The sequence below is a fragment of the Aminobacterium thunnarium genome (genome assembly GCF_055390565.1).
The window spans coordinates 1,769,786-1,786,171 of sequence record NZ_AP042412.1; the positions used below are offsets into that span (position 1 = coordinate 1,769,786).

The window sequence follows — 16,386 nt, forward strand, 5'->3', positions numbered from 1 at the left end:
GACGTCCGAATTAATTTTCGGACGTCTTTTTCAATGCTATTTTACTTCTTCCCTTTTAAGAAACGGTCAAACCACGCTGTCATCTCCTGAAGGCGGGCAAGACGCTGCCGAGGTTTGCCACTTCGGCTCAATTCATGATTTTCTCCCTTGAAAACACACATTTTACTCTCCACGCCATGACGCTTCAATGCAGAAAACATCTGAAGCCCCTGAGAAAGTTCACAGCGATGGTCCTCATCAGAATGGATGAAGAGCGTCGGAGTTTTAGCCTGGTTAGCATACTTCAAAGGAGAATGCCACCATAATTTATCAGCATCCGACCAAATATCAGCATCTTGCTGATCTGGAACAAAGTAATAACCTATATCCGATACGCCAGCTTTTGAAATCCAGTTACTGATACTCCGCTGAGAAACAGCAGCTTTAAAGAGATCGGTGTGTCCAATAATCCAGTTCGTCATAAATCCACCATAAGAACCACCTGTTACGCCAAGGCGATCTTTATCAATAAAGGAAATATTCTCTGTAATCCAATTGGTAAAGGTCATTAAATCTTCGTAATCTATTGTTCCATACTTGCCTCGTATATCATCAAACCCATTTCCTTTCCCGTCACTTCCTCTGGGATTGCAGAAAAAGACACCATAGCCCTGCGCAGCCCAATATTGCATTTCGTGAAAGAACACATCTCCATACGTCGTTTTTGGACCGCCATGTATATCTAAAATGGCAGGATACTTCTGCCCTTCCTCGAAATTTACAGGTTTCATATACCAACCGTCGATGGGATCGTCTGTTCCATTATCAACAAGCACATGGATAGGTTCAGAAAGATCGTATTCCTGTAAAAGCCAATCGTTAAAGTGGGTTACCTGCTCTTCTTTTCCATCTTTTACCAGATAAAGCTCTTGAAGTCCCAATCCTTTTAAGCCTATAACCGCAGCCTTATCTCCACATATACGATAATCATCAACCGAAAAAAGCTCGTGAGTCATTTGTTTTATCGAACCATCTGGACAAACAGTATGAAGATAAGATCTGAAGTTATCTGTAGAAACAAACCATGCGGTGTTTCCTTGGGCAAAAAAGGCAAGATTAAGATTTGTCGTTCCATACCGACAATCGCATCCTATGGAATTACGCAACCCTCTGTCTAGTTCGGGAGTAACACAAGATAGACCATCATTATTAAGCTTATAAAATTTAACGTTTTCATTGATTCCATGTTCTTTAAGGTAGCTGCCAGTAACCCATATTTCACCATTGACATATGATGCCCAACGACAGGTAAACGTGTCGCCAGTTAAGAGCTCTTTGTTGCTATCCGATTGAAGATCAAATTCAAACAATGAATTATAACGTCCTTTGACGCAACGATATTGCGGCCCCCAAGCTAAAATTTTATTCCCGTTATCACCTACGCAAAAATTTTCAACGTCCATGTCTTGGGGAGAAAGTAACGTGGCCTTCTCTGTAGATAACCTATATAAATAAAGTCCATTTTTACGTTGGGCTGTAAAACCTTTTCCATTGGAACAAAATGGAATCTGTTCAAAAATCATATAATCCGCTTCATAGGGGTTTACATATTCTGGCTCGAAAGAAGCCATCATTAAGAGAAGATCATCGTTAAGGACAACAACGGAAGAGAGAGACATGGGGATACTTTTGAGGAAATGGGCTTCTCCGCCATCCAGAGGGAGGGAATAAAGATGGGTTTCTTTTTTCCCAGGCTCTTTCCTCTCACTGGCAAAGAGGAGAGACTGTCCATCTGGCTGCCATGCAAAAAATTTTTCTTTACCTGATGTGGTTAGTTGTTTAAGCTCTTTGCGAGGAATATTATAAATCCAAAGATTTGTGGCATAACGGTTCTCTTCTTGTAAAGCCTGATGAACCTTGAAGCAAATATGTTCTCCATTCGGTGAAAATATAGGAGTTGAAAGAAATTTATATTTCAGCAAATCCGTTAATTCTACTCTTTGTTTCATAGTGCCAAGAACTCCTTTCGTTCATTTCCATTTTCCATTCAACTGAAAGAGGGAGACCGGAAACGGTCTCCCTCTTTTAATTCAAAAACTATATGAATAGTTTATTTTGCAAGATATACTTGTGTAAGCTTCGTCATATAGTCTCCGAGGAAGTCAAGATGAATATCCTCTACGTTTGGCCCTGCAACAAGGCTGTTTGTGCTGTAGAAAAGGAAGAGCCATACAGCATCATCAACAACTTTCTGCTCGGCTTTTTTGTAAAGCTCGACACGTTTTTCATGATCAGTTTCCTGGCGTGCGGCAACAAGCCACTGATCTACTTCGCTGTTCTTATAACGGGAATAGTTTCCTTGAGGTCCGATATTTCCGGAATAGAACAATGTATAAAGGAAGTTATCGGGATCGACATAGTCTCCAGCCCATCCAGCTCTGAATAGACCGTAATCGCCACGTCGAACGGCATCGTAGTGAGCTCCCACTTCAGAAGAAGAAAGGTTCATCTTAATTCCCAATTCAGCAAGTTGGGCCTGAACTGCTTCACCAATAGCCTTATGACGTGGGTTGTTATTATAATGAAGTGTCACTTCAAAACCTTTGTCGTATCCTGCCTCTTTCAAAAGTTCTTTAGCTTTCTCTGGATTATACGTATAGCTGTTCATATCGGGGTTATATGCGGGCATACCAGGAGGCAGAACACCCTTTGCAACAGCATAACGTCCATTAAGAACTAATTCGTTGATGGCCTCTCTATTTATAGCGTAGTTCAAAGCCTGACGAACTTTAACATTATCAAAGGGAGCCTTAGTCTGGTTCATTCCATAATATTGAACGTTCAAGCCAGGAATTTCCTGGAACTTATCGCCAAACTCTTCTTTGATTTCGTTATAGTACTCATCAGGAATATCTGGTAATACGTCAATGTTACCTTTTTTAAACTCAAGGTAAGCTACGCTATTATCAGGGATAATAATCAGATCTACCCCATCAAGATAAGGAAGCTGCTTTCCATTAGCATCTTTTCTCCAATAGTCAGGATTCTTTTTAAAGGAAACCAAGCTATCGTGATCCCATTTTTCAAGAATAAAGGGACCTGTTCCCACAGGATGGAAGGTAAACTCTTTGCCCCATTTCTCAGCATCTTCTTTAGGAAGAACGCCGAAGTTAGGGTATGTCAAAACAGCAAGGAAAGGTGCAAAAGAAGACTTAAGAGTAAACTGAACGGTATATTTATCAAGAACCTTGATGCCACTCCATTCATCAACCTTACCATCGTTCAACTCTTCAAATCCGGCAATACTGCTTGCAAAGAAAACACGAGCCGCTTTCATTTTTACTAAACGTTCAAAGCTATATTTCACATCTTCGGCTGTCATTTCACGGCCACCATTGAGAGTGGGTTCGCCTAAAATTGCCTTATGGAAATGAACGCCCTTGCGCAGATGGAAGGTCCAAACTGATGCATCTTCATTGACTTCCCAGCTTTCAGCCAACAAAGGAAGAATCTTTTGACCATCAGCAGATGTTGTCACCAAAGTTTCCAGATACAAATTTGAGCCACGGGTTGCAACAGTAATATTAGAAAAAACAGGATCAAGAGACGGTGGATCGTTAATAAGACGCCATCTCAAAATACCACCGGTCTGAGGTTCAGCAAAAGCCCCAGATACTGCAAAGACACACACTAGCGCTGCAAGCAAAGCTATCCACATTTTTTTCTTCATTCAGTTCTTCCCTCCTACGAGATATAGAAAAGCCCATCGCACCTTGCTAAAAGTATATACATGATATAATCAATGCTTAGAATTATCAATCAGTGTATACAGAAAAGATGCATACTCTTTCAGAGAATGGCGAACATTTCCATCTCGACCTTTTGTAGTTTCTGCACAAATCATCGAGTTGAGAACGGCTTCTTCTGTCGCCTCCACAACTGCTCTAAAAGCTAAATTGATGTGATTTTCGTTGAATATTCCTATGGGACAAACAGGTGCTTTTTCATAATGAGCAAAACGATTAGCTGTTGTAAAAGCAATAGCTATTTCACCACTACCGTTTCCGATATAAGCCCCCGTCCTTGTGATTCCCACTGAAGAGCGACGACAGAGCCGTTTTAACTGGCGTTCTGTCATAGGAATATCTGTTGCTATGACGACAATAATAGAACCTTGATCCTCTTGTGGCTGTTCTAAAGAAACTATACTTTTTCCTACTTTATGACCATCTACAACAAAGTCACCTTTTTCTCCGAAATTGGAAAGGACAAGAACACCAATCGTAAATGTCGAATTATCTATCTCTACAAGCCTGGATGCTGTTCCTATTCCACCCTTTAGCTGATAACAGGACATGCCGCGTCCCGCCCCTACAGAACCTTCTTCAAACTCCGTACCAACATTGGCAAGAGCTTGCAATACATGCTCCTCTCGAATATGGAGACCTCGTATATCGTTGAGAAACCCATCATTACATTCGCATACAACAGGGTTTACAGTTCCTGTTTCTTTACCAATATCAAGGTTTTCTTTGAGCATATAACGAACAAGCGCTTCTGTAGCCGTCCCCGTGCTTAATGTGTTTGTAAGAATAATGGGAGTTTCAAGTGTTCCCAACTCTTCAATCTGAATAAGGCCAACAGATTTCCCAAACCCATTAATAACGTGACATGCTGCAAAAAGTTTTTCCTGAAACATATTGCCCTCATGAGGTATTACAGCAGTAACCCCAGTTTTAATGTTTCCATCGTCTAAGGTGCAATGTCCAACCCTTACTCCGGCAACATCTGTAATGGCGTTAAGCACTCCCCTTTTCATACAACCAATGTGGATACCGTAATCGGCAATACGTTTCTGCGATTTCATTATTTTCTCCTCAGCTTTCTAGGCAAAATGACAAGCGACAAAATGCTTTTCTCCTATTTTACGCCACTCAGGAGCCTCCAGAGCACAAACATCTTGCGCAAGAGGGCAACGAGTGTGAAATCGACATCCTGTAGGAGGATTCAAGGGGCTGGGAATATCCCCCTTAATAACCTTATCTTCTATATCCTCCCCCGTAACACATGGTTTCGGAATACTTTTCAACAAAGCCTGCGTATATGGATGCTTCGGATTGTTGAAAATTTCTTCTTTCGAAGCGTATTCCATCAATCTTCCAAGATACATAACAGCAACATTATCGCTGATATGACGAATAACGGCCAGGTTATGCGAAATGAAAAGATATGTCAGACCACGTTTCTCCTGAAGAGTTTTAAACAAGTTAAGAATCTGAGCTTGTACAGAAACATCAAGAGCTGACGTTGGTTCGTCAAGAACAATGAAAGCCGGATTAGAAATAAGGGCACGTGCAACAGCTATACGCTGACGTTGCCCGCCTGAAAATTCATGAGGGTAACGCCCAAGATGTTCTGGTTTAAGCCCCACTTCCTGAAGGGTTTCAAGCACTCTATCTTCCATTTCATTATCATTTTTGACGAGACCATGAATTTTAAGAACTCTGCCAATGGTATCTCGAATAATCATTCGGGGGTTTAAAGAAGCAAAAGGATTTTGAAATACCATCTGAGCATTCAATCGAAATTCTTTTAATTGAGTATCATCAAAAGAACGAATAGATTGACCTTTAAAAAAGATGTCACCGTCAGTTATGCTTAAAAGCTTAAGAGTCATCAGCCCTATCGTTGATTTTCCGCTTCCAGATTCGCCTACAAGGCCAAGTGTTTTTCCTTCTTCAATAGAAAAGGATACTCCATCTACAGCTTTTACTTCACCCGTTATTTTCTTACGAAACATACCTCCCTCGACAGGGAAGTATTTTTTTAGATTATCGACCTTGAGAATAGACATGGCATGCAACCTCGTGTCCTTTTTCTACTTCAACCCGCTCTGGTCTTCGTTCAGAGCATTCCGGTCTGGCACACTCGCAACGAGCCTGGAACTTACATCCCTGAGGAAGCTCCATTAAATTAGGAAGAGAGCCTTTTATAACCTGTAGCCATTCCTGATCACGATCAAGTCGAGGGATGGCCCCAAGAAGCCCTTTTGTATAGGGGTGAAGAGGATTATTAAAAATATCCTGCACAGTTCCATACTCTATAATGCTGCCAGCATACATAACTGCAACTTTTTGCGCCATAGAAGCTATTACGCCCAAATCATGGGAAATAAGCAAAATGCTTGTTCCATAATCTTTCTGAAGCTTTTTTATAAGAGAAAGAATCTGAGCCTGAATAGACACATCAAGAGCCGTTGTCGGTTCGTCAGCTATCAATAGTTTGGGATGGGACGATAATGCCATAGAGATCATGACACGTTGTTTCATCCCTCCAGAAAACTGGTGTGGATAACGGTCAATGGATTTGTCGGGGTCTGGAATATTAACCTCGCTAAAAAGGCTCTTGACCTTATCCATAACTTTTGACAAAGATAAGGAGCGTTGATGAACTTGTATGGCTTCCTGAACTTGAAAACCTACTTTATAAACAGGGTTGAGACAACTCATGGGATCCTGAAAAATCATAGAGATCTCATTTCCTCGAATCTTTCTCATCTCGTTTGCAGAAAGATCAAGAAGATTACGATCTTCAAACATGATCTTTCCGCCCATAATTTTCCCTGGAGGTGTGGGAATAAGCCGCATAATACACGACGATGTAACAGACTTACCACACCCTGTCTCCCCCACAAGTCCAAGAATTTCCCCCTTCTTGATAGAAAAGGAAACATTCTCAAGAGCTTTTACAATTCCTCCCTCTGTATAAAACCACGTTGTAAGATCTTCTACACGCAGAAGTTCGTCATTAGTATTCATGACAATCACTCCTTCAGTCGTGGGTTAAGTGCATCCTGTAATCCATCGCCAAGGAAGTTAAATCCTAATACGACAAGCATAATGCATAACCCTGGAATAATAGCAACATGGGGGGCACTTCGAAGATAAATTCGTGCAGAACTTAACATCGTTCCCCACTCCGCTGTAGGAGGCTGTACTCCGAGTCCTAAAAATCCCAAACCAGCCGCCGTAAGAAGTACCGTCGCCATTCTCAAAGATGTTTGAACAATAATGGGAGATATAGCATTAGGAAGCACGTAATGCCATATAATTGAATTATCAGTTTCTCCTATGGCTCTGGCTGCTGTCACATAGTCGTTCTGTTTTACGCTAATGACAGAACCTCTTGTTATTCTTGCAAACTGAGGAACAGAATAAATTCCAATTGCAATGATAAGGTTGGTTAAGTTCGGCCCCAACATTGCAACAATAGCAAGGGCAAGAAGCATTCCTGGGAATGCAAGCATAATATCCATGAATCGCATAATAACTTCATCTATCCAGCCCCCAAAATAGCCCCCCACAGCTCCGAGAAAAACTCCAACGAAAAGAGCTATGACAACAGAGGTAAGCTGAATGATCAGAGAGGTTCTTGCTCCGTAAATAATACGGCTCAATATATCCCTCCCGAAATCATCGCACCCAAGCCAATGTTCCGATGACATAGGAGCCAGGCTCAGGCTTAAATCCTGCTCTGTCGGATCATAGGGTGCTAAAACAGGAGCAAATATGGCAGCCACAACATAAAGAGTAATAAGCAAAAATCCAAAAACTGCAATTTTATTTCGTCGTAACCGCCGCCAAATAAGCGCTATATGAGTTGTTGATTTTCGAGTTTTCTGATTAGCCATGATAACGAATCCTCGGATCAAGATAAGCGTATAAAATATCGACCATAAGATTGGCAAAAACAAAAATTGCCGCCACGATCAACAATGTTGTCTGAACGACGGGATAATCTCGGGCAAGAATCGACCCGACAAGAAGTCGTCCCACTCCGGGCCATGAAAAAACGCTCTCTGTAAGAACTGCTCCAGCAAGGTGCCCTCCAAACTGAAGTCCTATAACTGTTATTGTTGGAATCATAGCGTTTCGCAAAGCATGACGGACAATAACAATTTTCTCTAAAAGCCCCTTCGCTCGAGCTGTCGTAATATAATCCTGTCTCAAAACATCAAGCATACTTGAGCGAGTCATACGAGTTATGATTCCCATGGATGCCGTACCTAAGACGATGGCCGGGAGTACTAAATTCCGAATTCCCCCCATACCTCCAGAAGGAAGCCACATTAAATTCACTGCAAAGACAAGAATCATGAGAAGTCCCCACCAAAAAACCGGCATAGAAATTCCTAATAGCGCAAGAACTGTGGCTAAATAATCAAGCCATGAATACCTGTAGACCGCTGCCAGTACCCCGGCAATAACACCCAAAATAATAGAAATAGCCATTGCAGCTACAGAAAGGATCAGAGTATTTTTCAGGCGAGGTCCAATAATCTTATAGACAGGCTGTTCATATTTCAATGAAAGCATATCACCCGTAACCACACCTCTCAAAAACCTGAAATATTGAATGTGAAGGGGTTGGTTTAACCCAAAACGTTCTCTGATTAGCTCGATTTCTTGTTGGGAAGCTTCGACCCCGGCTAACATTTCTGCTGGATCGCCAGGAGCCAAATGTAAGATCATGAAGGCAATAATGGAGACTCCGAAAAGAACAGGAATAAGCATTATCAACCTTCTGGCAACAAAACGTCCCATACTACACCTCCATAACTCCGTAACAAATTACGTCATCATAGTTTCGTTACAACGATTCCAGTGTTGCCATTTCACTTTCCTAGATTTTTCTCAGGAACACCTCCTTTCCGAATCTAGAAATTATTAGATTTTTCTATTCTGCAAAAATGTTCGTACGTTCGGCGAATATGTTCTGCCATGGCTTGATGAGCTTCGTCAGGGCATCTATTCTGAATAGCCGAAATAACTCGGGCGTGCTCTTTATTCGTATGATGTTCAGGATCACGAGGATGAGATTTCCTCTCGGCAAGAGAGCGATAATAGCGGTAAAAACTACCGAGATAAAAGGTATAAAGTTGGGCCCTCCAATAAAGTTGGACCGCAAATCGTTGTAAATATATATTTTTACTCAGAATACTGATTGTGATATGGAAATTTTCGTTAAGTGTCGCAAAACGTTCTTTATCATCTGTTTCGTAAAGAAGATGTTCTTGTCTGTTCATGTTCCAAAGCAAAGCAACATCCTCGTCTGAAGCATTAAGAGCGGCATAATACGCACACTTAGCCTCGACCATTTCACGCGTAGAGTACACTTGGAACATATCTTCAGGGGTTAAAATAGGCACACTATAGCCTTTCTGCCCCTCACAATTTTCAAGAACACCCTCTGAGATAAGTCTACTTATGTAAGGGGCCATAGTTTGCTTCCTGATAACGTGATAAAGTGAATGGCGGGAATCCCAGTCCGTATGATTGGCTCCCGCCAATTCAAAGATAAATGGGCTCACTCTGTCCAATAGTAGTGGCGGAATGGAAGTTGCGGCTTTTGAACTGGCTAAAGAGAGCTCGTATATTTTTTCTTTTGGTGTTTTTCCGTCCATTTCTCTTCCTCCGTGTGACCGCTTCTGATTGTAATATTTTACCCAGTTTGTAGCAGAAATCATAAAGGTTTTACGAGATGTAATATATGGAAGCGTAGGGATATAGAATTCCTCATCGTCAGTACGATGGCTCCGTTCCACAAAGCCCTGGGCTTCTTTCTGCCCCTTAGGGATGGAGAGAAGCGTTATGTCGAGAGGGGCCATGAAGTTTTCTTCCATGATGGCCCTCTTCCTGCTTCCCCCTCCGCCTCCAAACTCAGTTCCATTGTCCGTCTGGAAAAAGATTTTGTGCCGAATGCCCAAAGCGCGAAGCATGAACCCCACATATATCATGAAAGAGAATCCGTTGGCAAAGGAAAGTTCATCGGCAAAGCTTAGGAACCGTGTTCTTGTCCGTATATCGATAGCCGTAAACTGATACTTGGGAAGCTTGTACTTGAAGACCGCGGCGTACGCTTTTTCAGGGAGGGCTTTGGCGTCCGCGATATGTTTGGCATCAATCTGAATGTATTGCAGAGCTTCCCAATGCTTAAGATTGGCATAATACCGCCTGTTCCCGTTTTTAGAACGTACTTTTTTGCTCTTCCTGTTGTTTCTTCGCAAGATGTTTCTGATCGTGTAAGGAGAGAGGGTTAGACTAAAGATGCGAGCCAATTCCCTGGCAAGTCGCCGAGCTCCCATGTTCGTTTTCTTCTGGGTTTCAAGAACGATAGCTTCTATATGGGGTTTCGTCCTTTTAGGATGGGGGGAACGGGGGCCCCTTTTTTCTAGTAACTTTTCCACAGGGAGGCCATCTTTTTTTCTTTTTGCCAGTGTTCTGGCCCATCGTTCAGAAATCCCCATGATGCGAGCAATCTCCCTGATTGTCTTTCCTTGTTCCATGAGATCTGTTACGACTTCCAGTGCTGCTATAGGGTTCCCAGATTGCTGTAAACGTTGGTATAATGATGTCATGGCGGGTTTACCTCCTATATCCTTTATTTTGGTTGTTTGAGCAACACCAGTATAAAGGAGAGGTGCCCGCCTTTTTCATTATCTCTTTCACTTTACCTAAGTAAACGGAACGAAACTCTGGCCCATCTACAAGATAAGTCTACTTATAGCTTGACGAACTGGCGTTCTGCTTACTCCAAGTTCCCTGCAAAGTGCCGGTTCGTATACTCTCTCTCCAGGATGCAACTCCCTAGAGACCAATTTCGATATGACATATCGGAAAACAATTTCGTCGGCGCGTAGCTTCCCCTCCACTTGCTCTCCCCCTTTTGGATGGAGCAAATAATAAATGAATCTAAAAATGGGTCCATTTGTCTATCCATTTTTACATCTTGCGTTTATAATTGTCAATTAAAGCATCGTATTTTTACTATTGAGGTGATCTCCTGTGAAAATCTATGTAAGTGTAGATATGGAAGGCGCTACAGGTATAGTCAGTTCGCTCCACGTTCGGGCAGATGCACCAGTAGAATATGCCTTCGGATGTACAATGCAGCTTCATGACCTACAAGCAGTAATAGAAGGAGCTCTCGAAGGAGGGGCTACAGAAATTCTCGTGAACGATTCACATGCACGTATGATCAATGTGGATGTTTCGCAGCTTCCAGCAAACGTTCGCCTTATTTCAGGTACTCCTAAAGCTTTAGGAATGATAGAGGGAACAGATGGATGTGATGGAGTTTTCTTCGTAGGATACCATGCTATGGCAGGAACCCTTCATGCGGTTCTTGATCACACTGTATCTGGAAGCACTATTTTCAACGCAAAACTTAACGGAATGCCCGTAGGAGAAACAGGATTAAATGCTGCTGTATGTGCTGAAAAAAGCATTCCTGTAGCTCTTGTTACTGGAGATAAGGCCGTATGTCGAGAAGCCGAAAATCTCTTGGGGAAAGAAATTGTAACATGCGCAGTAAAAGAAGGACGCTCCAACAGCTGCGCCAAGCTTTTACCACCTTCAGCAACTTTTCCTCTTTTAAAAGACGCCGCCAAAAGGGCCGTTGAAACTCTTCGCGCTGGCAAAGCACCCATAATGAACATTACACATCCTTACTCTCTAGAACTTACTTTCAAACATACTCGCCAATGTGATGAAGTTTCGTACACTCCCGGAGTAACACGAATTGATGGACGAACAGTACGTATGGATGGAAACTCCATGGAAGAGATGCGCCGCTGGATGGGCATTGCCACATCCCTCGCTGCGTCTATCAAGCTTTAAACAAAAAAGCTACTTTTAAGCAGACAAGAAGGGGGGGAAGCAGCGCTAGGTATATTTATGCTTGTTTGTAATTTTCACCATTATCAAAATATGGAGGAGTGATTGTATATGGGTGTATCAGTAAAACGTTCTCTCATACTTGTTCTAACAGTTCTTCTCGTAGTCTTTTGTTTTGCAGGAATAGCAGCGGCATCCAGTAAGGATACACTCCTTATTGGTAAGGGCACCGAGGCTCTTGGCATGGATCCTCAAGATCTCACAGATACCCCTTCAGAAGAAGTGTGTCATAGTATCTACGAGGGACTTGTCTCTTTTGATGAAGAGATGAAAATTCAGCCTCGACTGGCTACCAGTTGGGATATCTCTGAAGATGGGAAAACATGGACATTCCACCTTAGAGAAGGTGTAACATTCCACAGTGGAACTCCCTTTAACGCAGAAGCTGTAAAGAAAAACTTTGATCGCATCCTTTCTGGGAAATACAAACGTTCTTCCCTCTACGCACCTATCGTAGATTCTGTGGAAGTAAAAGACGAATATACTGTAGTTTTCAACCTTAAAACATCTTTTGGTGCTTTCCTAAACATCCTTTCACATACTGCTGGACTTATTCTTGACCCCAAAGGTGTTGATGAAAACAGAGATTTCGTTCGTAACCCTTCTGGGACAGGTGCCTTTATGCTTGACGAATGGCTTCAGGGCGACTACATTGCTCTAAAAGCTTATGACAAGTACTGGGGTGGTAAACCCAAACTGAAAAAAGTAATCTTCAAGACAATTCCTGAAGACTCTGCCAGAGCCATGATGATGGAAACAGGAGAAATTGATGTTGCAGAGCAGGTTCCCCCACAGGATGTTGCCCGTTTAAAGGAAAGCAAGAAAATAGATATGCGCATAGGGCCTTCCGTTATGGTTCAGTTCCTTGCCTTAAACTGTCAGGATGAAATCTTGAAAGATGTTAAAGTTCGCCAGGCTATATTTATGGCCATTGACAGAGAGGCAATCTGCAAAAATATCATGATGGGATTTGCAACACCTGTAAACTCAATGGTAGCTCCTCTTGTTAACGGTTACTCAGAAGTAGAAGGACTCCCCTACAATCCCGAAAAAGCAAAAGCTCTTCTTGCCGAAGCTGGCTGGAAAGATAGCAACGGAGACGGGATTCTTGAAAAAGACGGGAAGACTCTTCACGTAAAACTTCTCACACATGGAAGAAACACTCCCGCACTGAAGATTCCAGAAGCAGTTCAAGCATATCTCTCCAAAATCGGTATGGATGCAAAAATGGCTGTTATGGACTGGGGTACATTCTTGGCTGAAACAAGAAAACCTGTTGAGGAAAATACAAGCCAGGTTATCTACTACGGTTGGTCACCATCGACAGGAGATGCTGACTGGGTATACAGACCACTTACTCTTTCTGATCAGTGGGTTCCTAACGGTGCAAACAGAACATTTTACGCCAATAAAGAAGTTGATGAGGCCGTTATGATGGGATTCTCTTCCGTAGACCAGGAAGTTCGCCGTCAGGCCTATGCCAGAGCACAAACTATAATGAATGAAGAAGTTCCATGGGTACCCATTTATACCCGTTCAAACCTTACTGCTGTGAACAGAGGCGTTCATGATATCATGTTAATTCCTCTTGATTTTGTAAAAGTTACAAACACAACATACAAAGACTAATATCGACTCATAAAAGCACCTCTAAGGCCGTCGGCACATAGCGCGCTGACGGCCTTTTTCCGGAGAATGAAGGAGATGTAAACAATGGATATTGCTCAACATCTTGAATTTTTGGCTGAGCAACAAGCTGTGTGTGGTGCAGAAAACTTTTGTGCAGACACACTTATAGGTTTAATTCCAGAAAAATACAAGAAATACGCAAGAAAAGATCAATTAGAATCTCTCATTATTAAAATCCCAGGAAAAGACTCTTCAAGACAACTTATGATTCTCACACATTACGATGAACCGGGAATCGTAATAACAGGACATGAAAAAGGCTTTCTAGCTTTTAGAACAGTTGGGGGCCTCAAGGCTTCTGACGTAGCTGCTCAAGAAGTTATAATCAGCGATGGTTCTCATACGCTTTTTGGAGTAATTGGAACCCGTCCTCCTCATATTTTAAAAGCTGAGGAACGTAAAGCTCCTCTATCAGAGGAAAATTTAAGAATAGACTTGGGGCTGACATTTAGAGACTCCATACCCGAATGGATAGTACCAGGAACAACAGCAGTTGTTAGACGAAAAGCCACCTCGCTGGCACAAGGGAAAATATGTGGTCGAGCTCTCTCTGATCGCTGGGGAGCTTCTCTCCTTCTTTCCTTACTCGAAAATATTCCTCATCTTGAAAGCGATCTCAACATCGTCTTCGCTGCGCAACATTACAATGCTTTTAAAGGAGCAGTTGCTGCTGCTATAGCCGAAAAACCTCATATTGCCCTTGTTTTAGATTCAACAACCGCCCAAAGCAAGGAAACACCTCATTCCCCCATCTCCTTGGCAAATGGGCCCGTCTCATACTCAGGACCGGCAGCACATCCATTCGTAACAAATGCTTTGCGCACACATGCAAAAGAAAAAAATATGCAACTTCAACTACGAGCTTCTGGTGAACGTCGTTTTTCAGATATATGGGCGCTACAAACAGCGGCAGGTGGAATTCCATCAGCTCTTATCGAGTTGCCAGTAACATATAGAGCAAGTAGTACAGAAATCATCTCCACCAATGACCTCAATAATGCTTTTGCTTTGATATCAGAGAGCCTTCCTCTGCTTGATTCCATGACAAAGGAGGAGACTTTATATGCTTAAAACTCTTACAAACCTGATAGGAGTCTGTGGTGATGAAAAAGATGTTAGAGAATTCATCAAACAATCTCTCTCCGGAAAAGTCGATCAGATGGATGTCGATCCCCTCGGAAGCCTTATTACATATCAAAACGGAAATACTCAGCATCCCAAGGTAATGATAGTGGCCCATATGGACGAAGTCGGTTTTATAGTTACAGCAATAAGAAAAGATGGAACAATCTCTTTCACTCCATCTGGTGGAGTTCATGAACAAGTCCTCTCATCTAAAACGGTAAAGATCGGCCCGAATCGCATTCCTGGAATCGTCAGGATGGAAGATTCTTTTGAAAATTCATATATCGATATAGGAACAACGACTGCCGACGAAACCTCTCAGCTTGTTGCAGTAGGAGATTACATTGCTTTTGATACGCAGTATGGGCCTTTATACGGTACATCAGTAAAGGCAAAAGCCCTAGATGATAGAGCTGGATGTTGCGTTTTAGCCTCAGTTTTACAAAAAAAATGGGATTTACCCCTATATGGCGTTTTTTCTTCTCAGGAAGAAGTCGGGGAACGGGGAGCTCTTTCAGCTTCATATAGAGTTAAACCTCAAATTGGCATTGTTCTTGAAGGAACCGTTTGCTCAGACCTTCCTACAGTTGAACCATATAGACACTCTACGACGCTTGGAAATGGCCCCGCAATTTCCATTGCCGATAACACAAGCTGTTTTGATGTACAACTCAGTGAAAAACTTTGTTCCCTCGCCGAAGAAAACGGTATTCCATGGCAAAGACGTCGAATAATGGGTGGAGGAAACGACGGTGGAGTTGTTCATATTGCAGGAGAGGGAGCCCGGTGTGCAACTGTCTCTGTTCCATGTCGCTACATACACTCTTCTGTCAGTGTTGCCAATTTAGAGGACCTTCGTCATACGATCGCCCTTATTGCAACTTTCTTAGAATATGTAGAGAAAGGAGGGCTCGACTAATGGAACTTCTTCGTACCCTTGTGGAATCTTTTGCTCCCACAGCATTTGAAAAAAATGTGTCTAGTATTATTGAACAAAGACTGAAATCATTATTATCATCAGATATGAGTATAACGAGAGATCCTTTAGGGAATGTTACTGTGGGCTATGAAAGAAACAAATCTGTTATGATCTTAGTTTCTCTGGATCAGTGCAGCTTTGTTGTAGTTGGACACGACGAAAAATCTCGTATTTACTATTCTCCTATGGGTCCCCTTCCTCTAGTTACGCTATCAGGAAGTACCGTTTGTTTTACCAACGGATCAACTGGGATAATAAATGATGACCAAATCTCAATAACTATTGATAATAATGCCACATTACCACAACCTGGAGATCGAGGCATTCTCACAGGTCCTTTCTCTATTGAAAGAGATTCAATCACTGCTCCCGCTCTGGAAGGGCGTATTGCTTCGTGGACATTGCTCTCCCTTCTGGAGAAGAAAGATATGCTATCACTCCTTCGAAAAAGCTACTTTTGTTTCAGCACTCATGGGATAGTGGGCGGACGGGGTTGTCACGTTTTAGCTCAAACACTTGTCCCTCGCATAGCAATAGGGCTTCACATTGAACCTGTTATAGATTCTTCCATACAGGTAGGGAAAGGCCCTGTTCTGAGATGCCGGGATAATGCTGTTATTTCAAGCTCTCATTTAAGCAAAGAACTGAGGGATATTGCAGAGGATCACAGTATACCACTTCAAATATCGGCGATATCACCAGATACCGCTCCTATAGCAGGTATTCACACGTCTGGAACTGATTGCGCCGTTTTATCCCTAGCTATACCATTGGAAAAAGCTTATACATCCAAAGCCAAGTGTTCATTAAAAGACTGTAATAATGCAGCAAAACTTCTACAAAAAATGATCGAAACTCTTTGATTTCATCATCGTAAGA

The 16,386-nt window shown here is 42.3% G+C and carries 14 protein-coding genes and 1 pseudogene; 5 read left to right on the forward strand and 10 right to left on the reverse strand.

From position 1 onward, the window contains the following. Positions 1–41 precede the first annotated feature (41 nt). The 10 genes and pseudogenes from ACZ5GY_RS08785 to ACZ5GY_RS08830 all read right to left on the reverse strand — a co-directional run bounded on the left by ACZ5GY_RS08785 (position 42) and on the right by ACZ5GY_RS08830 (position 10,690). Entirely contained in the window at positions 42–1,988 is a 1,947-nt protein-coding gene (locus ACZ5GY_RS08785) for a S9 family peptidase (RefSeq protein WP_213701410.1), read from the reverse strand. Between the two features lie 101 nt (positions 1,989–2,089). After that, positions 2,090–3,709, reverse strand: coding sequence for an ABC transporter substrate-binding protein (locus ACZ5GY_RS08790; RefSeq protein WP_213691040.1), 1,620 nt, complete (start codon positions 3,707–3,709; stop codon positions 2,090–2,092). Between the two features lie 69 nt (positions 3,710–3,778). After that, positions 3,779–4,846, reverse strand: a complete 1,068-nt coding sequence (locus ACZ5GY_RS08795) for a DmpA family aminopeptidase (protein WP_213691039.1) — start codon at positions 4,844–4,846, stop codon at positions 3,779–3,781. 18 nt (positions 4,847–4,864) lie between these two features. Then, on the reverse strand, positions 4,865–5,833 hold the full coding sequence (locus ACZ5GY_RS08800) for an ABC transporter ATP-binding protein (RefSeq protein ID WP_213699295.1): 969 nt from the start codon (positions 5,831–5,833) through the stop codon (positions 4,865–4,867). Next, positions 5,811–6,797, reverse strand: a complete 987-nt coding sequence (locus ACZ5GY_RS08805) for an ABC transporter ATP-binding protein (RefSeq protein WP_213691037.1) — start codon at positions 6,795–6,797, stop codon at positions 5,811–5,813. The genes ACZ5GY_RS08800 and ACZ5GY_RS08805 overlap by 23 nt, the downstream gene beginning before the upstream one ends. 5 nt (positions 6,798–6,802) lie before the next feature. Next, positions 6,803–7,669 carry a nickel/cobalt ABC transporter permease gene (opp1C, locus tag ACZ5GY_RS08810; protein ID WP_213691036.1) on the reverse strand — a complete coding sequence of 289 codons (867 nt, stop codon included), beginning with the start codon at positions 7,667–7,669 and terminating at the stop codon, positions 6,803–6,805. After that, complete coding sequence (locus tag ACZ5GY_RS08815; protein ID WP_213691035.1) at positions 7,662–8,582, reverse strand: ABC transporter permease; 921 nt, start codon at positions 8,580–8,582, stop codon at positions 7,662–7,664. Before ACZ5GY_RS08815 ends, opp1C begins: the two co-directional genes overlap by 8 nt. Positions 8,583–8,695: 113 nt before the next feature. Beyond that, positions 8,696–9,259 carry a GntR family transcriptional regulator gene (locus ACZ5GY_RS08820; RefSeq protein WP_464112115.1) on the reverse strand — a complete coding sequence of 188 codons (564 nt, stop codon included), beginning with the start codon at positions 9,257–9,259 and terminating at the stop codon, positions 8,696–8,698. Beyond that, positions 9,248–10,396 (reverse strand): annotated as a pseudogene (locus ACZ5GY_RS08825) (transposase family protein); the annotation flags it as partial. The pseudogene ACZ5GY_RS08825 and the gene ACZ5GY_RS08820, both read right to left, overlap by 12 nt. Before the next feature lie 126 nt (positions 10,397–10,522). Beyond that, on the reverse strand, positions 10,523–10,690 hold the full coding sequence (locus tag ACZ5GY_RS08830; protein ID WP_464111756.1) for a GntR family transcriptional regulator: 168 nt from the start codon (positions 10,688–10,690) through the stop codon (positions 10,523–10,525). Between the two features lie 133 nt (positions 10,691–10,823). On the opposite strand from ACZ5GY_RS08830, the gene ACZ5GY_RS08835 reads away from it, so the two are divergent. The 5 genes from ACZ5GY_RS08835 to ACZ5GY_RS08855 all read left to right on the forward strand — a co-directional run bounded on the left by ACZ5GY_RS08835 (position 10,824) and on the right by ACZ5GY_RS08855 (position 16,370). Next, entirely contained in the window at positions 10,824–11,657 is an 834-nt protein-coding gene (locus ACZ5GY_RS08835; protein ID WP_213691033.1) for a M55 family metallopeptidase, read from the forward strand. Positions 11,658–11,765: 108 nt separating this feature from the next. After that, positions 11,766–13,343 carry a glutathione ABC transporter substrate-binding protein gene (locus ACZ5GY_RS08840; protein WP_213691032.1) on the forward strand — a complete coding sequence of 526 codons (1,578 nt, stop codon included), beginning with the start codon at positions 11,766–11,768 and terminating at the stop codon, positions 13,341–13,343. A gap of 84 nt (positions 13,344–13,427) precedes the next feature. Further along, positions 13,428–14,474 carry a zinc-binding metallopeptidase family protein gene (locus ACZ5GY_RS08845; RefSeq protein WP_464111757.1) on the forward strand — a complete coding sequence of 349 codons (1,047 nt, stop codon included), beginning with the start codon at positions 13,428–13,430 and terminating at the stop codon, positions 14,472–14,474. Further along, positions 14,467–15,447 carry a M42 family metallopeptidase gene (locus ACZ5GY_RS08850; RefSeq protein WP_213695419.1) on the forward strand — a complete coding sequence of 327 codons (981 nt, stop codon included), beginning with the start codon at positions 14,467–14,469 and terminating at the stop codon, positions 15,445–15,447. The genes ACZ5GY_RS08845 and ACZ5GY_RS08850 overlap by 8 nt, the downstream gene beginning before the upstream one ends. After that, entirely contained in the window at positions 15,447–16,370 is a 924-nt protein-coding gene (locus ACZ5GY_RS08855) for a hypothetical protein (protein WP_213691029.1), read from the forward strand. Before ACZ5GY_RS08850 ends, ACZ5GY_RS08855 begins: the two co-directional genes overlap by 1 nt. Positions 16,371–16,386 lie beyond the last annotated feature (16 nt).

What these genes read in the sequence shown, in the direction of transcription:
- ACZ5GY_RS08785 (WP_213701410.1), bottom strand. Translation starts at nt 1,988, where the DNA reads ATGAAACAAAGAGTAGAATTAACGGATTTGCTGAAATATAAATTTCTT.
- ACZ5GY_RS08790 (WP_213691040.1), bottom strand. Translation starts at nt 3,709, where the DNA reads ATGAAGAAAAAAATGTGGATAGCTTTGCTTGCAGCGCTAGTGTGTGTC.
- ACZ5GY_RS08795 (WP_213691039.1), bottom strand. Translation starts at nt 4,846, where the DNA reads ATGAAATCGCAGAAACGTATTGCCGATTACGGTATCCACATTGGTTGT.
- ACZ5GY_RS08800 (WP_213699295.1), bottom strand. Translation starts at nt 5,833, where the DNA reads ATGTCTATTCTCAAGGTCGATAATCTAAAAAAATACTTCCCTGTCGAG.
- ACZ5GY_RS08805 (WP_213691037.1), bottom strand. Translation starts at nt 6,797, where the DNA reads ATGAATACTAATGACGAACTTCTGCGTGTAGAAGATCTTACAACGTGG.
- opp1C (WP_213691036.1), bottom strand. Translation starts at nt 7,669, where the DNA reads ATGGCTAATCAGAAAACTCGAAAATCAACAACTCATATAGCGCTTATT.
- ACZ5GY_RS08815 (WP_213691035.1), bottom strand. Translation starts at nt 8,582, where the DNA reads ATGGGACGTTTTGTTGCCAGAAGGTTGATAATGCTTATTCCTGTTCTT.
- ACZ5GY_RS08820 (WP_464112115.1), bottom strand. Translation starts at nt 9,259, where the DNA reads ATGGCCCCTTACATAAGTAGACTTATCTCAGAGGGTGTTCTTGAAAAT.
- ACZ5GY_RS08840 (WP_213691032.1), top strand. Translation starts at nt 11,766, where the DNA reads ATGGGTGTATCAGTAAAACGTTCTCTCATACTTGTTCTAACAGTTCTT.
- ACZ5GY_RS08845 (WP_464111757.1), top strand. Translation starts at nt 13,428, where the DNA reads ATGGATATTGCTCAACATCTTGAATTTTTGGCTGAGCAACAAGCTGTG.
- ACZ5GY_RS08850 (WP_213695419.1), top strand. Translation starts at nt 14,467, where the DNA reads ATGCTTAAAACTCTTACAAACCTGATAGGAGTCTGTGGTGATGAAAAA.
- ACZ5GY_RS08855 (WP_213691029.1), top strand. Translation starts at nt 15,447, where the DNA reads ATGGAACTTCTTCGTACCCTTGTGGAATCTTTTGCTCCCACAGCATTT.